General features: G+C 65.2%; 20 protein-coding genes and 1 tRNA gene. 12 read left to right on the plus strand and 9 right to left on the minus strand.

Features of this window, described 5'->3' with window-relative positions; translation table 11 throughout:
* Positions 1-64: 64 nt before the first annotated feature.
* Positions 65-862, minus strand: coding sequence for a thiazole synthase (locus tag E2F46_RS03335; RefSeq protein ID WP_133320750.1), 798 nt, complete (start codon positions 860-862; stop codon positions 65-67).
* Between the two features lie 192 nt (positions 863-1,054).
* Positions 1,055-1,255: a sulfur carrier protein ThiS gene (gene thiS, locus E2F46_RS03340; RefSeq protein ID WP_133320751.1), complete on the minus strand. Its 201-nt coding sequence runs from the start codon at positions 1,253-1,255 to the stop codon at positions 1,055-1,057.
* A 183-nt stretch (positions 1,256-1,438) separates the two neighbouring features.
* Here thiS and E2F46_RS03345 point away from each other — a divergent pair, with 183 nt between their 5' ends.
* The 7 genes from E2F46_RS03345 to qatD all read left to right on the plus strand — a co-directional run bounded on the left by E2F46_RS03345 (position 1,439) and on the right by qatD (position 10,734).
* On the plus strand, positions 1,439-3,253 hold the full coding sequence (locus tag E2F46_RS03345; RefSeq protein WP_207949520.1) for an autotransporter domain-containing protein: 1,815 nt from the start codon (positions 1,439-1,441) through the stop codon (positions 3,251-3,253).
* 46 nt (positions 3,254-3,299) lie between these two features.
* Positions 3,300-3,373 (plus strand) — tRNA-Gly (locus tag E2F46_RS03350).
* A 238-nt stretch (positions 3,374-3,611) separates the two neighbouring features.
* The gene (locus E2F46_RS03355; protein ID WP_033470438.1) at positions 3,612-5,465 is read left to right on the plus strand and encodes a tyrosine-type recombinase/integrase; all 1,854 of its coding nucleotides are present in this window, start codon (positions 3,612-3,614) and stop codon (positions 5,463-5,465) included.
* A 319-nt stretch (positions 5,466-5,784) separates the two neighbouring features.
* Entirely contained in the window at positions 5,785-7,743 is a 1,959-nt protein-coding gene (gene qatA, locus E2F46_RS03360; RefSeq protein ID WP_033470440.1) for a Qat anti-phage system ATPase QatA, read from the plus strand.
* A 236-nt stretch (positions 7,744-7,979) separates the two neighbouring features.
* Positions 7,980-8,627, plus strand: a complete 648-nt coding sequence (gene qatB, locus E2F46_RS03365) for a Qat anti-phage system associated protein QatB (protein ID WP_207949509.1) — start codon at positions 7,980-7,982, stop codon at positions 8,625-8,627.
* Positions 8,624-9,973, plus strand: a complete 1,350-nt coding sequence (gene qatC / locus E2F46_RS03370; protein WP_033470447.1) for a Qat anti-phage system QueC-like protein QatC — start codon at positions 8,624-8,626, stop codon at positions 9,971-9,973. The genes qatB and qatC overlap by 4 nt, the downstream gene beginning before the upstream one ends.
* Positions 9,974-9,981: 8 nt before the next feature.
* On the plus strand, positions 9,982-10,734 hold the full coding sequence (gene qatD / locus E2F46_RS03375) for a Qat anti-phage system TatD family nuclease QatD (protein ID WP_033470450.1): 753 nt from the start codon (positions 9,982-9,984) through the stop codon (positions 10,732-10,734).
* Positions 10,735-10,896: 162 nt separating this feature from the next.
* Here the strand turns inward: qatD and merB are convergent, their stop codons facing one another.
* Genes merB through E2F46_RS03400 form a run of 5 tightly spaced genes read right to left on the minus strand, consistent with a single transcriptional unit; the run spans position 10,897 to position 13,897 of the window.
* Positions 10,897-11,082 carry an organomercurial lyase gene (gene merB, locus E2F46_RS03380; RefSeq protein ID WP_088384460.1) on the minus strand — a complete coding sequence of 62 codons (186 nt, stop codon included), beginning with the start codon at positions 11,080-11,082 and terminating at the stop codon, positions 10,897-10,899.
* A gap of 12 nt (positions 11,083-11,094) precedes the next feature.
* On the minus strand, positions 11,095-12,780 hold the full coding sequence (gene merA / locus E2F46_RS03385) for a mercury(II) reductase (RefSeq protein WP_088384461.1): 1,686 nt from the start codon (positions 12,778-12,780) through the stop codon (positions 11,095-11,097).
* A 22-nt stretch (positions 12,781-12,802) separates the two neighbouring features.
* Entirely contained in the window at positions 12,803-13,237 is a 435-nt protein-coding gene (gene merC / locus E2F46_RS03390; protein ID WP_088384462.1) for an organomercurial transporter MerC, read from the minus strand.
* 9 nt (positions 13,238-13,246) lie between these two features.
* A complete protein-coding gene (gene merP, locus E2F46_RS03395) occupies positions 13,247-13,540 on the minus strand; it encodes a mercury resistance system periplasmic binding protein MerP (protein ID WP_088384463.1) in 294 nt (97 codons plus the stop codon).
* Between the two features lie 12 nt (positions 13,541-13,552).
* Positions 13,553-13,897 (minus strand): mercuric transporter MerT family protein, encoded by a 345-nt coding sequence (locus tag E2F46_RS03400; RefSeq protein ID WP_088384464.1) that lies wholly within the window; start codon positions 13,895-13,897, stop codon positions 13,553-13,555.
* A 58-nt stretch (positions 13,898-13,955) separates the two neighbouring features.
* On the opposite strand from E2F46_RS03400, the gene merR reads away from it, so the two are divergent.
* Entirely contained in the window at positions 13,956-14,366 is a 411-nt protein-coding gene (merR, locus tag E2F46_RS03405) for a mercury resistance transcriptional regulator MerR (protein WP_088384465.1), read from the plus strand.
* A 341-nt stretch (positions 14,367-14,707) separates the two neighbouring features.
* Here merR and E2F46_RS03415 read toward each other — a convergent pair whose 3' ends face one another.
* Positions 14,708-15,304, minus strand: coding sequence for a GNAT family N-acetyltransferase (locus E2F46_RS03415; RefSeq protein ID WP_088384467.1), 597 nt, complete (start codon positions 15,302-15,304; stop codon positions 14,708-14,710).
* Positions 15,301-15,879 carry a MarR family winged helix-turn-helix transcriptional regulator gene (locus E2F46_RS03420; protein WP_088384468.1) on the minus strand — a complete coding sequence of 193 codons (579 nt, stop codon included), beginning with the start codon at positions 15,877-15,879 and terminating at the stop codon, positions 15,301-15,303. The genes E2F46_RS03415 and E2F46_RS03420 overlap by 4 nt, the downstream gene beginning before the upstream one ends.
* A gap of 119 nt (positions 15,880-15,998) precedes the next feature.
* Between E2F46_RS03420 and E2F46_RS03425 the strand changes: the two genes are divergently transcribed.
* From E2F46_RS03425 to E2F46_RS03440, 4 genes are read left to right on the plus strand one after another with little or no spacing between them, the layout of a single operon-like run.
* A complete protein-coding gene (locus tag E2F46_RS03425; protein ID WP_088384469.1) occupies positions 15,999-16,235 on the plus strand; it encodes a thioredoxin family protein in 237 nt (78 codons plus the stop codon).
* 57 nt (positions 16,236-16,292) lie between these two features.
* A complete protein-coding gene (locus E2F46_RS03430) occupies positions 16,293-16,769 on the plus strand; it encodes a cytochrome P460 family protein (protein ID WP_088384470.1) in 477 nt (158 codons plus the stop codon).
* 2 nt (positions 16,770-16,771) lie between these two features.
* Complete coding sequence (locus E2F46_RS03435; protein WP_202820241.1) at positions 16,772-17,293, plus strand: redoxin family protein; 522 nt, start codon at positions 16,772-16,774, stop codon at positions 17,291-17,293.
* A 1-nt stretch (position 17,294) separates the two neighbouring features.
* A complete protein-coding gene (locus E2F46_RS03440; RefSeq protein ID WP_088384472.1) occupies positions 17,295-18,092 on the plus strand; it encodes a YggS family pyridoxal phosphate-dependent enzyme in 798 nt (265 codons plus the stop codon).
* Positions 18,093-18,120 lie beyond the last annotated feature (28 nt).

Here is an 18,120-nt window from a genome sequence, read left to right on the forward strand (position 1 = left end):
CGACCCGCCGTGCCCTGGCATTGCAATGGCGGGTCGAGACCCGCCCTGCGGCACTGGCCTTCCATCATTCGATCAACCCGTCGACCGGCGACGAGGCCGAGGCATAGCGCTTGCGCGGGATGCGGCCGGCGAGGAAGGCATCGCGACCCGCCTGCACCGCAAGCTTCATCGCACGCGCCATGCGCACCGGATCCCTGGCGCCGGCGATGGCGGTGTTCATCAGTACCCCGTCGCAGCCAAGCTCCATCGCGATGGCCGCATCGGATGCGGTGCCCACGCCGGCATCGACGATGATCGGAACCTTCGCGTTCTCGATGATCTCCAGCAGGTTGTAGCGGTTCTGGATGCCGAGGCCCGAGCCGATCGGCGCGGCCAGCGGCATCACCGCGACGCAGCCGATCTCCTCCAGCCGACGCGCCAGGATCGGGTCGTCGCTGGTGTACACCATCACCTCGAACCCGTCGGCCACCAGCTGCTCGGCGGCCTTGAGGGTCTGCACCACGTCCGGGAACAGCGTCTTCCGGTCGCCCAGCACTTCCAGCTTTGTGAGGTTGTGGCCGTCCAGCAGTTCGCGTGCCAGCCGGCAGGTGCGCACCGCGTCCTCGGCGGTATAGCAGCCGGCGGTGTTGGGCAACAGCGTGTAGCGATCCGGCGGCAGCACGTCGAGCAGGTTGGGCTCATTCGGGTCCTGCCCGATGTTCGTGCGCCGGATGGCGACGGTGACGATCTCCGCGGCGGCCGCTTCGGTCGCGCGGCGGGTTTCATCGAGGTCCCTGAACTTGCCGGTGCCTGTGAGCAGGCGCGAAGCGTAGGCCTTGCCTGCGATGACGAGCGCGTCATCGGGGGTGCGTGGGGTGGTCATCACGCGATTATCGCGCAATCGCGCGGCCGGGGTGTGCCGTGCAGGCGGGAAGATTCAGCGATGCCCTGCGAATTGCGCGCGTGCCGAGGGATTCGTTGCCGGCGAGCGAGGACTTGTCGGCAGTTCGATCAGGCCGACGATCACGGTCCCGTCCATCGATCCCTGCACAACGTTGTCGTTACGTCGGCCCGGTTACCCGCCGCCGAGCGCGTGCACGATCTCGACGCGATCGCCGGCCTGCAAGGCATGTTCGGCATGGCGCCCGCGCGGCACGATCTCGCCGTTGATCTCCACCGCCACGCGGCGTTCGGCGAGGCCCTGCGCGGCGAGCAGGGTGGCGATGGTGGCGTCGTCCGCGACCGTCGTCGGGTCGCCGTTGAGGATGATGTCCATGGTGGGATTGTCGCCGGTGCGGCGCCGGGCCGCATCCCTGCTTGCCGCACTGCGGCGTGAGCGCCGTCGGGGCATCGGGGACACTGCACACCATGCGGCGCCGTATTGGCGGCCGCCTTCCCCGTTTGCCGGAGCCGTTGCATGTCCCGATCCACACGACGTTGCCTTCCCGCCAGGGCCCTGCTGGCCGCAGCCCTTGCACTGGCCGCCGCGCCCGCCATGGCGCAGCAGGACACCTTCACCCGCACCGTGTTCATCGGTGACAGCCTGACCGATGCCGGTTTCTTCCGTCCGATCCTGGTGCAGCAGGCCGGCCCGCAGGCGGCGATCCTGGGTCGTTTCACCACCAACCCGGGCCTGACCTGGGCCGAGTGGCTGGCGGACTACTACGGCACCAATGCCTCGGCCAACGGCAACGGCCAGTCCGGCGACAACTACGCCGTGGGTGGCGCCCGCGTGGGCGTGGACACGGTGGGCGCGCTGGGGCCGACGCCCTCGATGGTCACCCAGACGACCCGCTACCTCGCGGCGAACAGCGGGCGTGCCGATCCCGGCGCGCTGTACACCCTGTGGGGCGGCGCCAACGACCTGTTCGCGGTGTCGGCCAACCCCGCGCAGGCGCAGCAGATCATCGGTGCGGCGGTGGCCGCGCAGGTCGGCATCGTCGCCACCTTGCAGGGCGCCGGCGCGCGCTACGTGATGGTGCCCAACATCCCCGACATCGGCATCACGCCCAGTTTCCGCGCGCAGGGTGCCGCGGCGGCCGCGCAGGGCACGGCGCTTTCGCAGGCCTACAACAACGCGCTGTACGGCGGGCTGGCCGGCAACAACCTGCGCGTGATCCCGCTGGATACCTTCACCTTCCTGCGCGAAGTGGTGGCCAGCCCGGCGCTGTACGGCTTCGCCAACGTCACCGGCACCGCTTGCCAGCCGCAGATCACCGCACAGTCGATCACCTGCAACCCCGGCACCTATGCGGTGCCTGGCGCCGACCGCAGCTACCTGTTCGCCGATGGCGTGCATCCCAGCTCGGCCGCGCACGAGATCATCGGTGACTTCGCGGTATCGATGATCGAAGGCCCGCGCCAGATCGCGGTGTTGCCGCATTCGGCGGCCATGACCGGGCGCGCGCGCGCCGAGCGCGTGGGCGCCGCGGTGTCGGTCAAGCCGGAGCAGGCAGGCCGCCGCTGGTGGGCCGACCTGCGTGGCGATTTCCAGCGCTTCGGCCATGGCGACGAGTACGACGGCGTGGGTCCGGCGCTGACCGCCGGCCTCGACTGGGCCAGCGGCAACGCCATCTTCGGCGGTTTCGTCGGCTACGGCCGTCAGGACAACGATTGGGGTTTCCGCCGCGGCAGCTGGAAGCAGTCCGAAGCCACGCTGGGCCTGATGGCCGGCTGGTTCGGCGACAGCGGCGCGTGGGTCAACGCGCAGGCCAGCTACACCCGCCTGGACCTCGACGTGCGCCGCAACGTCGCCCTGGGCCCGGCCCTGCGCTCGCACCATGCCTCCACCGATGGCTCCAACCTGACCGCCGCGCTGCATGCGGGCTGGAATTTCGGCGAAGGCGCCCTGCGCCACGGCCCGGTGCTGGGCGTGGTGTCGCAGCGCATCGACATCGACGGTTTCGCTGAAAGCGAGCCCAACCTGTCGACGTCACTGGCGTACCCGGACCAGTCCTTCGATTCGCTGATCGGCAGCGTGGGCTGGCAGGCCAGCTACATCATCAACGGCCACCTGCAGCCCTACGCGCGCTTCACCGTCGACCGCGAGTTCGAGGACGTGGCCGAAGAAGCCTTCGCGCAGGCGCAGTCGGTGCCGGGCGCGCTGGAATACGCGGTGCCGGGCCTGCAGCGCGACGACCGCTACGGCTCGTTCACCTTCGGCGTGCGCACGCAGCTGTTCGGCATGGATGCCAACCTCGGCAGCAGCGTCACCGCGGGCCAGAAGGGCGGCAACCACGCCACCGTGTTCGCGACGATCGGCGGCGGCTTCTGATCGCGTTGCCAAGCTGCGCCACGCGGGCATAGACTGCGCCGGTCACGCGGGTGTAGTTCAATGGTAGAACTGCAGCTTCCCAAGCTGCTAGCGTGGGTTCGATTCCCATCACCCGCTCCACCGCATCAATCTGCGGACTTCCGCAGAAGTCCAAGAGAGTCTGTAAGTCGTTGCCACGCAAAGACTTTTCCTCTCTTTGATGTTCTGCTGTGGTCCACTGCGATCCGCCTACAGCCGGGACTTTTAAGTCCACAAACAAGTCCATTTTTGCGGGCGCGGCTGATTCCGGATTGTTGATGGAGGGGCGAGGTCGACGTGACCAGCATCTGGTTCCTGACTCATGTTCAGGAGCAAGAGCATGGCACTCTCAGACCTGGCCGTTCGACAGGCCAAGGCAACTGGCAAGGCATACACCCTCCCTGACTTGGATGGCCTCTCCCTGGCCGTCACGGCGGCAGGGGGCAGGACTTGGCACTTCCGCTACTACTGGGCGGGCAAGCAGAAGCGGATGTCGCTCGGCACCTACCCGGAGGTGACGCTTCGAGAGGCCCGCAGCCTACGCGATGACGGCCGCGCCCTGCTGGCCAAAGGCATCAATCCTCGCGTTCACCGCAAGCAGAAGCGCACCGCTGTCCGGCTCGCCGACGAAAACACTTTCGAGGCGGTGTATCGCAAGTGGCTCAAGCATCGCGGGCTCAGCCTCAAGGAAGGCCGGCAGACGACTCTCTCGATCCTTCCGCGCATCTTCGACAAGGATGTGCTGCCGACCTTGGGCAAGCGGTCGATCTATGAGATTAAGCGTCCCGACCTCTTGGAGGTGATCGCCAAAATCGAGAAGCGCAGGGCGCTCTCCGTCGCCGAGAAAGTCAGGACGTGGTTCAACCAACTGTTCCGCTACGCGCTGGTGATCGTGCCGGGCCTGGAGCAGAACCCTGCCTCCGATCTCGATGTGGTGGCGCTGCCACTGCCACCCGTCAACCACAACCCGTTCCTGCGCATGGCCGAGCTGCCCAAGCTGTTGCAGCGGCTGCGGAGCTATCGCGGCCGGCGGCAGACCCAGCTCGGGCTGCGGCTATTGCTGCTGACGGGCGTGCGAACCGGTGAGCTGCGGCAGGCGACGCCGGATCAATTCGATCTGGACCGTGGGCTGTGGATCATCCCGCCCGAGGTCGTGAAGCAACTCCAGGTGGACATGCGCAAAAAGCGGCAGCAGCCGAAGGACATCCCGCCATACATCGTGCCACTGTCGATTCAGGCCATGGAGATCGTCCGGCACCTGCTGGATGAGTTCAAGCCGGCCCAGCGCTACCTGTTCCGGCACGACAGCGACTTGAAGAAGCGCATCAGCGAGAACACGCTCAATGGTGCGCTCAAACGCATGGGCTATCAGGAACGCCTGACCGGACACGGTATCCGTGGCACGATGTCCACTGCGCTCAACGAGATCGGCTACCCGAAGGTCTGGGTGGATGCACAGCTCTCGCACGTCGATCCCAACAAGGTCAGCGCGACCTACAACCATGCCGAGTACGTGGAGCAGCGTCGCCGCATGATGCAGGACTGGGCCGATCGGCTCGACCTCTTCGAGCAGAACCAGGTCGAGGCGGCCAGCATGCCGCTCACCGTGCATCTGGAAGGCGTGCCCGCGTTCCCGAATGAGCAAACCGCAAGCGCACCCTCCACGCCGGTTGCCGCTTCGCCAATCCTGCTCGTGACGAAGCCGGGTGACGCCATGCCGTTGGTTTCTGCCGCCACACATCGGCTGCCGGCGGTTCCGCCCCCTCGATCAGCCGCGCCGCTGGTGCCTTCGGACATTCAGCGCGAGAGGATGGAGCTGTTCGATGTCTTCGAAGCGCCGCACAACCTTCCCGTCGCTGCGTTTGCCAAGATGGCGGGCAAATCCCGCAGGTGGATCAGCTACGAGATCAAGGCGGGCAACTTGCTGGCGTTGAACGTAGGCAACCGCGGCCAGCGCGTGCCGGACTGGCACCTCGACCCACTCAAGCACGAGCTGATCCAGTCCGTCCTGAAGCTGACCAGGGGTGCGGACCCTTGGCAGATCTACCATGCACTGCTGCAACCGCGCTCGATGCTGCGGGGGTGTTCGGCACTGGAGGGCGTGACGGCCGGCAATCTCGACAAGCTCGTGATGGCGGTGAGCACGACCGTAAAGGAAAACGAGTGGTCCCCGCAGCAGGCGAGGTTGGCCTGAGCGGCGCGCGGCGAACGCCGGCCTCTCGGGCTTGGCATGCATCCCGGTAAGATGCCTATCGAACTGCGCGTCGAGAATGCAGACTCTGATCGCTCATGACCACCCAGTCTGATTGATCTTGGTTAGTAATTCAGACAGCGTGATCGAGCCAACGGCGGGACTCGACCCGAAGCGGCCGGAAGGAATACGCAAGCCCAACCGCTGGTTCGCCCTATGGGGCAACAATCTAGTCACAATGAATGAACTGTCCTAATAGCGTTGCGTATGGGACTTTAGCGTCATTACTTGCTGCGAGTCACTGTGAGGAAGAGAGGGCGGGATGATTCTCACGGACAATGAGACAAAGGTCGACCTCCTCAACAACGAGGCGATCGCCAAGACCATCATCGAGCTGCTGTGCGAAAAGCCCGAGCGCGCCGTGACGATCGGCGTTCACGGCGACTGGGGCGCCGGAAAATCCAGCATCTTGGAGATGATCGAGAACGGCCTCGGTTCGGATGAGGACGTGCTCTGCGTCAAATTCAACGGATGGCGTTTTCAAGGATTCGAAGACGCCAAGATCGCGCTGATTGAGGGCATCGTCACCGGGCTTATCGAAAAACGCCCGTTGCTCACCCAGGCCGGCATGGCCGTGAAAGACATCTTCCGGCGGATCGACTGGCTCAAGATCGCGCGACACGGGGGCGGTCTGGCTTTCACTGCGTTCACCGGCATCCCCACAGCCGATCAGGTCGGCGCGGTGGTCGGCACCTTGAAGGGCATCTTCTCCGATCCCGCGAAACTCGCCACGCAGGAGAATTACGACAAGGCCATCGACGGTGTGCAGGGTCTGCTGAAACCAGGTGAGTCGAAGAATGTGCCGGAAGAGATCGAGGCGTTCCGAAAAGCCTTTGACGACCTGCTCAAGCAGGCGGGCGTCAAGCAACTGATCGTTCTCATCGACGATCTCGACCGCTGCCTGCCCGACACGGCGATTGAAACCCTCGAAGCCGTCCGCCTGTTCGTATTCACCGCCCGCACCGCGTTCATCGTCGCGGCCGACGAGGCGATGATCGAATATTCGGTGCGCAAGCATTTCCCCGAACTGCCGGACACGACCGGCCCCCGCGACTATGCACGCAACTATCTCGAAAAGCTGATCCAAATTCCGTTCCGGATTCCGGCTTTGGGCGAGACCGAAACTCGTATCTATGTCACCCTGTTGCTCATCGGTGCCGAGCTGGGCGAGGACGATGTCGATTACTCGGCGCTCATCATCGTCGCGCGTGAATTGCTCAAACGCCCTTGGCAAACGGCGGGGCTCGACGCGCAGACGGTCAAAACCGCCTTGGGCGACAAAGCCGGCAAGGTCCAGAACGCGCTAACCTTGAGCGATCAGATCGGTCCGATCCTAGCCAGCGGCACTCAGGGCAATCCCCGGCAGATCAAGCGCTTCCTGAACACCCTGCTCCTGCGCCATCAGACCGCACTCGCGCGCGGCTTTGGGGACGAGGTGAAGCTGCCCGTCTTGGCGAAGCTTATGCTGGCCGAACGGTTCCTCTCCAGATTGTTCGACCAGATCGCCAGCGCCGCCGCCCGCGATCCGGAAGGCCGCTGCGTAGATTTGGCGGCGCTTGAAGCCGCCGCATCGGAGGAGAAGCCAGCCCCCAAAGCGAAGCGGGCCGGGCCGAAGATCAGTTCCACCGATGACGCCAAGGCGACCGCCGTGCCGGACTCCCAGGACAGCGCCATCCTCACCGAATGGAAGGCGGCCGACGCGATACGGTCTTGGGCGCGGCTGTCACCGGCCTTGGCCGAAGTCGATCTGCGCCCCTATCTGTTCGTGACCAAGGATCGGAAAGACTATTTTGGCGCGGCCTCCGTCCTCGGGCGTCTCGCCGCGGTGGTCGAAAAGTTGCTCGGCCCGAAACTTGCCGTCCAGGCGTTCGAAGGTGAACTCAAACAGCTCGTTCCGGCCGAGGCCGCGCAGATCTTCGAGGAGCTGCGCGGGCGCGTCATGGGCGGAGACACCTTCGATACCGTGCCGCCGGGGGTCGATGGGCTCGCGGTGCTGGTTCGCGCGCATCCAACGCTTCAAGCTAATCTTCTCGATCTGCTGGAAGCCTTGCCGGTGGATCGGTGCGGGCCGTGGCCCGCGTCGGGTTGGGAGGGCGTTATCAAGGATTCCGACGCCGTGGCGCGCTTCGAGAAGCTACTCCAAAAATGGTCCACCTCCGGTTCGTCCTTCTTGAAGCCTACGGCGAGCGCCGCGCTTCGCACGCGGAAGGGTGGGCGCTGATGGGCACATCGAACGCCTATGGGGGTGCGGGTGGAGCCACCCCGCTCATTCCGAGTTGGTTGCAGGGTGACGGCGACGGCGGGGCCGGCGCGGCCGGGGGCGATGGCAACGGGACACAATCCCCGTCACCCGATGGATCGCCCTCAGCCGTTCCTCCCGCGCCAGCGCCTCGGCCAATCGCGCCGGTAGGGGCATCGGATCGGTTCACGTCCGCCCGAAACAATTTCACTCGCTTCGTGAGTTCGGGCGGCAGCGACCGCAGAAGTCTCGGCCGTGCTGTCTCGCAATATGTGTCCAAGTCGGCGGGTGGCTCACGCCAAGCCTCGCAGCGCATGGGCTCATCGCGCGGCGTGGGTGCCGGGCTCGTCCGATTCCTCAACGACGCCAGCGCCAATGGCGTTCGCGAAGCGCTGCGAACGCTCAACCTCGAAAGCCTCGCGGGGCGGCCGATCGAGGAAGTGTTCGCGGGGCTCGCCGACTACATCTGCCCCGAAGGCGGGTCGATCGACGAGGGAATCGCGCGAGACGCCTTCGTCGAGACGATCGCCGATCTCGCCGGTGCGGGCATTACCGACATCGACGCGCTCACACCCGGCCAGATCCAGACCGTCTTCGAACTGTATGCGACGCACGCGATCGAGGCGCGCATCTGCAACGACATCGGCACCAAGGTCGTTATCTTGCCCACCGATCCGCGCGCGGCCGAGAGGGTTCAGGCGCAACTGCGTGATTTCATCCAGCGCGGCGTCAGCGATGCGATCAACGCCGCGGGTGTCAACATCCAGTCGCTGACCCCTGATGCGGTGATGGGCTTCGTGACCGACGTCTACCAATCTGCATTCGACGTGTTGCAGACGATGGGCGACGGGGAGGCCGCAAAATGAGGCGCCATGTCATCATCGGCCGTTTCGGGCCGGACGATAAGACCCGCGTCCCGAAGGCGCGCGACGAGGTTGCATCGACCTTGCAGTTGGTGACGAGCAAGCGTCTCGATCATGGAATCGGCCGCGCCTTGGCCGACCTCAAGGCGCTGCACCTTACCCCGAGCGAGATCGGCGCGGACATGCTCGTCGTCGCGGCCCATGTCCACGCGGCAGACACCCGCATCTCCCGCTCCACGGAATCGCAGGACGCCTGGACGCGCGAGATTCGTCTGGTCATCCCTGTGAGCGATCCGGTGCGATGGACGGCCGCCGCGCCCATCCTGGTCCGCGCCCTGAACTTCCTGACCGGCGACAGATGGGATGTGGGCTTCCGCAAACGGGCCAAGGGCTATGCGAAGCTGGTTCCCGCCGCGGCACCCACACTTATTCCCGCCCCGTTCGATGGCGTGAGTCTGTTCTCCGGTGGCTTGGACAGTCTGATCGGCGCGATCGACAGCTTGAATGATGGCGAGATGCCGCTCCTGGTCAGCCACGCGGGCGAAGGGTTGGTGAGCAAGTCGCAGGAGCAGTGCTTCGAAGGTTTGAAAGCCGCTTACAAATCATCCGCCTTCGATCGGCTGCGGGTGTGGATGAGCTTCGATAGCGGGCTCGTCGAGGATGTCGGATCGGAGGACACCACGCGCGGCCGCTCGTTCCTGTTCTTCTCCCTGGGCGTCGCCGCCGGCACCGCGCTCGGCCGCGACTTCGTGCTCAAGGTTCCAGAGAACGGGCTGATCGCGCTAAATGTGCCGCTCGATCGGCTTCGGCTCGGCGCGTTAAGCACCCGGACGACGCATCCTTTCTACATGACCCGGTGGAACGATTTGCTCCAGGCGCTCGGCGTCGGAGGGAAGGTCGAGAATCCCTATTGGGACAAGACCAAAGGGGAGATGGTGGCCCAATGCGCCAATCCGGCCCTATTGAAGCAACTCGCCCCGCTGTCGCTATCATGTTCGTCGCCGACGAAGGGGCGCTGGACCAAGAAGCCGCAGGGTCACTGCGGATACTGCCTGCCATGTCTCATCCGGCGAGCCTCTCTGCGAGGCAAGGATTCGACGGTTTACGGCGTACCCGACCTGAATGCTGCCACGTTGGACACCAGGCAGGCCGAAGGTCAGCAGGTCCGATCCTTCCAGATCGCAATCGCGCGGCTATCGAAGCGCCCGGAACTCGCCAAGGCCCTCATCCACAAGCCGGGGCCACTCTATGACGACCCCTCCCGCCACGATGACTTGGCCGATGTCTATCGCCGTGGATTAGAAGAGGTCGGGCGCTTGCTGACTGGCGTTCGCGCCGCACCGTCGTGAGAGGCCTCATGCGATCGGGTCTCGTCGATTTTCATTGCCACCTCGATCTCTACCCCGACCACGCGGCCGCGGTGGAGCGTTGCGAGCGCGATGGCGTCTTCACCCTTACCGTGACCACCACGCCCAAGGCTTGGCCGCGGAACCACGAACTGGCGTCCGCCACCCGTCATGTCCGGGCGGCCCTCGGACTGCATCCTCAACTGGTCGCTGACCGCGCCCACGAGATCGAACTTTGGGAGGAGTTCTTGCCTAGAACCCGCTATGTGGGAGAGGTCGGGTTGGACGCCGGCCCGCGGTTCTATAAGTCTTTCGAGACGCAGAAGGAGATTTTCGCTCGCGTGTTGTCGCTCTGCGCAGCGGCGGGGAACAAGATCGTCACGATGCATAGCGTCCGAGCGACCAAGGCCGTGCTCGATATGATCGAGAAATACATGCCGCCTTCGCGCGGTCGCGTGGTGCTTCATTGGTTCACCGGCACCGCAGCGGAGGCCAGGAGGGCGGTTGATCTCGGCTGCTACTTTTCGGTGAACGCGGAAATGCTCGCCAATGAAAAGCGCGCCGCGATAACCAAGACGCTGCCGTTGGATCGCGTTCTGACGGAGACAGATGGGCCGTTTACAAAGACCGATGCTCGTCCGACCACACCGAGCGATGTCTGGATCGCTGCGGAAGGTTTGGCGCGTCTGCATGGAATCCCGCCCATTGATATGTCCGCCACCATATTGCGGAATCTGAAAAGCCTGCTCGAAGAACAGGGCTAGTTTGTGCGTACCGCCGGGTAGTTGCGCAGTGATCGCCAGAGAAGCTGCGCAACCTCGCCGCAGAAGCTGATCAGCGAGTGCCGGGCCGTTGCGCGGTCGGCGGTGGGCAGAGAGTCAGCATGCGGCCAGGAGCGTGTGCCAGTACGAGAGCGGACTGGCTGCTCATCGCGACAGGCTCCTCCGTGAGAGTTCTTGGCCCAGGCGGAACGCTTCTTCGACGCTGACGATGGTCACGTGCTTGTGCGTACCCGTCCAGACTTCCGCGGTGGATGCCGAGGCGAAGAAGTGCACGTGACGGCAGAACGTGCCGCGGATGTCACGCGAGGCACCGAGAAGTGATGGGTGCATTCCGATTCTCCGTCAGCCCGCGCAGCAGGACAGCTGCTTCACATCCTTGGTGAAGGTCTGTGCTGCAAGCTTCAGCCCCTCGACCATCGTCAGGTACGGGAACAGCTGATCGGCCAGGTCCTGCACAGTCATGCGATGTCGAATGGCCAGTGCCGCCGTCTGGATCAGCTCACCCGCTTCCGGTGCGATCGCCTGCACGCCGATCAGCCGACCCGATCCGGCTTCCGCCACCAGCTTGATGAAGCCGCGCGTGTCGAAGTTGGCGAGCGCGCGCGGCACGTTGTCGAGTGTCAGCACGCGGCTATCCGTCTCGATGCCGGCGCGGTGCGCTTCCGCTTCGCTGTGGCCGACGGTCCCGACCTGCGGATCGGTGAACACCACCGCCGGCATCGCCGACAGATCCAGCGCGGCCTCGCCGCCGGTCATATTGATGCCGGCACGCGTGCCGGCCGCCGCCGCCACGTATACGAACTGCGGTAGGTCGGTGCAGTCACCGGCGGCGTAGATGTCGGACGCGTTCGTGCGCATGGTCGCGTCCACGACGATGGCGCCTTGCTGGTTGGTTGTCACGCCGGCGGTGCCGAGATTCAGGCTGCGGGTGTTGGGGGTGCGGCCGGTGGCCATGAGCAGGCGATCCGCGCGCCGCTCGCCGTGATTCGTGGTGAGCACGAACTCGCCGTCGACATGCGCGATCCGGCTTGCCTGAGTCTGTTCCAGCACTTCGATGCCTTCGGCGCGAAACGCGGCCGTCACCGTCTTGCCGACCTCGGGGTCCTCGCGGAAGAACAGTGAGCTGCGCGCCAGGATCGTGACCCGGCTGCCCAGCCGCGCGAACGCCTGCGCCAGCTCCACGGCGACCACGCTCGATCCGATCACGGCCAGCCGCTCGGGAATGGCGTCGCTGGCCAGCGCCTCGGTGGAGGTCCAGTACGGCGTGTCTTTCAGGCCCGGGATCGGCGGGATCGCAGGGTTGGCGCCTGTAGCGATCAGGCAGCGGTCGAAGTGCACGACTTGCTCGTCGCCGTTCCTCAGCTTCACGATAAGCGCGCGGTCATCCTTGAAGCGCGCCTCACCGCGCAGCACGGTGATGGCGGAATGGCCGTCGAGAATGCTCTCGTACTTGGCGTGGCGCAGCTCCTCGACACGCCCCTGCTGCTGCGCCAGCAGCTTGTCGCGCAGGATGGCAGGCGCCGCCGCGGCGATACCCCCGTCGAACGGGCTTTCGCGGCGCAGGTGCGCGACATGCGCCGCGCGGATCATGATCTTGGACGGCACGCAGCCGATGTTGACGCAAGTGCCGCCAATGGTTCCGCGCTCGATCAGCGTGACACGCGCCCCGCGCTCGGTGGCCTTCAGCGCGCCCGCCATCGCGGCGCCGCCGCTGCCGATCACGGCGAGATGCAGGGATTCATCACTGCCTGGGCGCTTACCGTCGCCGCCGAGCCAGGACTGCATGTTGCCCAGCAAGCCGCCGGAGGGCGGTGGCGTACGGCCCTCGTCCACGCGGGCCTGATAGCCGAGCGCGTCCACAGCCGCGATCAGTGCGTTCGCGGTCGTGCCGTCTGCCAATGCCACCTCGGCCGAGCCCAGGGTGTAGGACACGCGCGCGGACTGAACGCCCGGCACTTTTTCCAGCGCCTGCCTGACATGTGTCGCACAGGAGTCGCAGGTCATGCCGGAGATCTTGAGTTGAGTCATGGTTGAGTTCCGATGAGCGGGGTCAGGATTGTTTGGCCGGGAGTTCGCAGTGCTCCGGGTCGCAGCGCCGGCTGGCCGGCGATACGAGGTCCCAGACGGACACGGCGATCATCAGGCCGAGTCCGGTATAGGTGGCGTAGCTGCTCCAGCCGTACTTGAACCAGGGGTACAGCGACAGCAGCAGGACGGTCGGCCCCAGCATCCCCAGCAGGCTGCGGTGCCACTGACGGTGGTTGAACCAGCCCAGGGCGTTGATGACCAGCGCCAGCGAGGCAAACACCGGCAGCAGGGTGTTGATGAACACCCCCTCCCATTGACTCAGGAACCCAAGGCCCACGGCCGCACCGAGGCTGGCAATGGCGGGGAAACACATGGCGCATCCCATCGCCGAGATGAGCGCACCCACTGAACCCGTTTTGTCGCCGATGCGAGTAATCCACTGAATCAACTGCTCCATGTCGCGCTCCTACTGCCGCACCGTGGACGGAAAGCCGGCGTTCGCCGTCGCCCGGGTCATGTCCTCGACCGTGGTCTTGGCATCGTCGAAGACGACTGTGGCTTGCTTGTCCTTGAAGCTGACATCCACCGACTCGACGCCGACCACGCGCGACAAGGATTTCTTGACCGTGATCGGACAGGTGACGCAGGTCATGCCCGAGACGTCCAGCGTGACGGTGCGAGTCGCCGCATGAACCGCGCTGCATTGGCAGCAAGCCAGTACGGCGGCCAGCCCCAGAGCAATGAATAGACTCTTGACCATGATCAGTCTCCTTCAGAAGAACAGAACTGCGTAGTAGGGGAATGTGAGCAGGCCGGCGACCAGCGTCGCCACACCCAAGAAGATCCACTTGCGTCGCCGCTGTACGCGCGGATCGGCGCAGGCCCGGTCAGGTTCGCAGACCTCGGCGGTTCGGAAAATGCCGCGGTAGGCGAAGAACAGGGCGAGGACCGCCACCGCCACGAAGATCGGGCGGAAGGGTTCGAGAACCTTCAGCGTCGCCAGCCACGAACCGCCGAGGCCGGCCATGACCAGCACCAGCGGCAACACGCAGCACACCGAAGCGCCGAGACCAGCGGCGACGCTGGCGGCGAGCGAGAGGTTGGAACGGTCCTGCATACAGCCTCCTGTGAACGGATGCTGTTACGCTACGACCGTAGCTGACTACGGAGTCAAGATGCCCGAGACCTACACCATCGGCAGCCTGGCGCAGCACACCGGCGTGCATCTGGAAACGATCCGCTACTACCAGCGCCGGGGGCTGGTGGACGAGCCGGAGCGCCCGCTGGGCGGCATCCGGCGCTACACGGCGCACCACGCCCGGCGGCTGCGCTTCATCCGCCATGCGCAGGATCTCGGCTTTTCCCTCGATGAAGTCGGCGATCTGCTGAAACTCGAGGACGGTGCGCATTGCCGGGAGGCGCGAACGCTGGGGGAGCGCCGGCTCGCCGACGTCCGCAACAAGCTGACGGACCTGCAACGCATCGAATCTGCGCTGGCCGCACTGGTCGATCGCTGCGCATCGGTCAAGGGCCGGGTACGCTGTCCGCTGATTGCTTCCCTGCAGCAGACCATTGATCCGCAATGAATCGGCACCGACGCGCGCGCCTCGCCAACACAGCCGGGCAATCGGGCGCGTCAGACTGGCGTCGATCCACAATGGGCAGGATCGGGTAGCGAATCGACTGGAAAGCCTGCGCCCTCGGCGTGGAGCCGATGGCCCGCGTTGGATCGCCACTCCCAAGTGTGAGCATGCGCCGGCTTTTGCTCGTTCAAACCGGTCGTCGACCTCGATCATTCCGTGTGCGCGATCGAGCAGGCCGCGGCAGTCTGCGCTCGGGCTCTGCAGATACAAATCACATCTAGGGGAAGATGGCGCGCTCGTTGAGCAGCACAGACCCGTGGGCGCACTGAAGCCGGATTGCCGCGTCACTCTCCAGGCCGATGCATCTCCCAATACCGGGATTCACGCGAGGTACCATCGGCCCGCGTGCAGAGCCTGGTTCCCATGTACTGGAATCCTGCGGTCTCGATGACACGAGCAGAACGCAGATTGTCCAGTGCGGCAGTCACCACGATCAGCCTGACGCCGAAGGCGTCAAATATCCAGTCAAAGCTGCGTGCTGCGCCGAGCTTGCCTTCACCTTGGCTTTGGCGGTCCGCGCGGTAGCCTCCGGCAATCTCTGCTGCGGAGTGCTCCGGCCAGACGGTGAAGCAGGAGTAACCGCACACGCCACCGGCGGCGTCGAGCATCACGACGAGCAAGCCTTCGCCATCCGCGTGCTTGCGCTGCGCTGCCGCAATCCAGTCAGATATGTTGCGAAGCGTGGTCGGGCGCGGCAGATCGTAGATGGGATCCGATACCCGAGGATCGACCAGAAGCTCGGTGAGCCCTGCCGCATGCTCAGATCTCGCCAGGCGGTAGTTGGCCCCAAGCGTCAGAGGATCGGCGCGTCGCACCTTCGCCCGGATGGCGAGTGCTTCTTCGGGAGGGACTTCGAGTTGCGTCAGCGGCGGGGCGCTCATGTGGACACCGCAACGCCCGCTACATCGGCCGGACGGGTCCACTCCCGGCAGATGCGCGTGGTCTGTTCCCGCGCCAGCGGCTCACGGGTCAGTCCGCAGCGAGCGCCTCGCTTTTCCGTCAGGAAGTGCGCGCAGCGTTGGCACACACCGAATGCGCGCTGGCCGTTCTGCCGTTGCAGCGCGGTCAACAGGCCGCGCAAGGCGTCGGCCAACGGCGGCGCTTCCGAAGGCATCGCGCTCAGGGCCTGCTCCAGGCGTTGCGCCCAACCGTCACGCAGAACTTTGGCGCCCGCCGCAGTCGGCTCCAGGTGAATACGCCGCCCGTGCTGGGGATCGGGCGTCTTCACGATCAGGCCCTGCCGCTCCAATAACTGCAGGGACTGCGACACGGTGCCGCGCGTGATGCCGAAGTATTGCGCCACCGCGATCGGCAGATTGCTGTAGCGATTGGCGCGATCCAGGTAGGCCAGGATCTGCAGATGGATGGGCAGCAGGCCGTGTCGCGCGGCGTCATCGCGCAGTGATTGCTGGATCAGGGCGCCGAGGCGCTCGAGCAGAACCGGTGTGTCATCCATGCCCGCAATGTATCGCTTCGATGCATTATTGACAATGACGGTTTGGCGGCAGTAGAGTCCATAATGTATCGCCTCGATACATTAACGATGTTCCACCGCCAACATCCCAGGAGAAGTCCATGTCCCAGAAAGCCGTCTTCTTTCATGCCGGTTGCCCGGTATGCGTGTCCGCCGAGCAGCAGTTCGCCAAGTCACTCGATCCTGCCCAGTTCAATGTGGAGATCGTGCATCTGGGCGAACAGAAAGCCCGTCTCGCTGAGGCAGAAGCGGCGGGCGTCAAGTCCGTGCCCGCGCTGGTGATCGGCGGGCAGCCCTTCCATATCAACTTCGGCGCGGCGCTTGCCGATCTGAAGTAAGCCGACTTTTCGCGGCGGGGCGCGCCCCGCCGCTTTCTCATTCGGAGGATCCCAACGATGAAATGCACATTGATCGCCGCACTGTTGGCCGCCTGTGCTACACCCGTGCTCGCAGCCGATCCTGCAGTCCCGTACCCCGATGGTTACCGCAGCTGGCACCACGTCAAGAGCATGGTGATCGAGAAGGGCCATCCCCTGTTCGAGTCGTTTGGCGGCATCCATCACCTCTACGCCAACCCGAAGGCGCTGGAGGGTTACAAGTCCGGCAAGTTCCCGGATGGAGCGGTCATCGTCTTCGATCTGCTCGACGCCCCGCAGGCGGATAACGCCATCACCGAAGGCGCGCGTAAGGTTGCTGGCGTGATGCACAAGGACGCGAAGAAATACGCGGCAACCGGCGGCTGGGGCTACGAGGGTTTCGGAGGCGGCGACAAGACCAAGCGCGTCGTCGGCGCCAACGCCGCCACCGCCTGCCATGCCTGCCATACCGCGCAGAAGGATCACGGCTACGTGTTCAGTAGCCTGCGCGACTGAGCGTGACGGTGAGTGACTTTCCGACAGCGCCCGCCTGGCAAGTCAGCCAGTGGTTCAACGCCGACCGCCCCCTGGACCTGGCCGCCCTGCGCGGCCAGGTCGTGGTGCTACATGCCTTCCAGATGCTGTGTCCCGGTTGTGTCTCTCATGGTGTGCCGCAGGCGGAGCGCATCCATCGCCTGTTTGCCCAGGATGGCGTCGCGGTGGTCGGTCTGCATACGGTGTTCGAGCATCACGAGGCTATGACGCCAGTCGCGTTGAAGGCCTTTCTGCACGAATACCGCGTCAGCCATCCGGTGGGCGTGGATGTGGCCGTTGCGGGCGCCCCAATCCCGGCCACCATGCTCACCTACGCGCTGGAAGGCACGCCGTCGCTGATCCTGATCGACCGCGCGGGGCGCCTGCGACTGAAACACTTTGGCCGGCTGGACGACCTCACGGTGGGTCGCGAGGTGATGCGCCTTGCGACGGAGTCAGGGCCCGGCGTGGACTCGTGCACCGACGAGAGTTGCCGCGCCGTCTGACGTGACCTCGACGGCCTTAGCTCCGCAGCCTCTGGCAGAGCGCCTGGCGGCGGTGCAGGCGCGCATTGCCGCGACCTGCGCCCGCGCCCACAGGGATCCGACCTCGGTGAAGCTTCTGCCCGTGAGCAAAACCGTGCCGACAACACGCCTGCGCCATGCACTCGCGTTGGGTCTGCGCGATTTTGGCGAGAACCGTGTGCAAGAACTGCTCGGCAAACGCGATGAGATGGGGAGCGACGCAGCCCGTTGGCATCTGATCGGCCATCTTCAGACCAACAAGGTGCGTCGGATCGCCACGCGCATCGCGAGCTTCCACGCCCTCGACAGTCTGCGCGTGGCCACCGCGCTGGACCGCGCTTTGTTCGCCGAAGGCCGGTCTCTCGACGTGCTGGTGCAAGTCAACACCGCAGGCCAGCCACAGCAGTATGGCTTGCCACCGGAATCGCTGCTGCCGTTCCTGAGGGAACTGCGGGCCTGCCAATGTCTGAAGGTGCGCGGGCTAATGACGCTCGCCATCTTCAGCGCCGACCCTGCACGGGTGCGCCCGTGTTTTGACCGGCTCCGCGTCTTGCGCGATGAGGCGCGCGAGGCGCTACCGGAGGCAGCCTCACTGCAGGAACTCTCGATGGGCATGAGCGGCGATTTCGAGACCGCCATTGAGGCGGGCGCCACCATCCTGCGCCTTGGTCGGGTGCTGTTCGGCGATCGGGGCGTTCCCGACAGCGCCTACTGGCCGCAGGCGGCTGGCACTGGGGACGGCGAAGTCGGGCCCAAAATCCTCGACACCGCCACTGACTGACTCCACGTCCCGCAGCGGTTCTGGAGCA

It is taken from the genome of Luteimonas aestuarii (genome assembly GCF_004357985.1).
Classification (GTDB): domain Bacteria; phylum Pseudomonadota; class Gammaproteobacteria; order Xanthomonadales; family Xanthomonadaceae; genus Luteimonas; species Luteimonas aestuarii.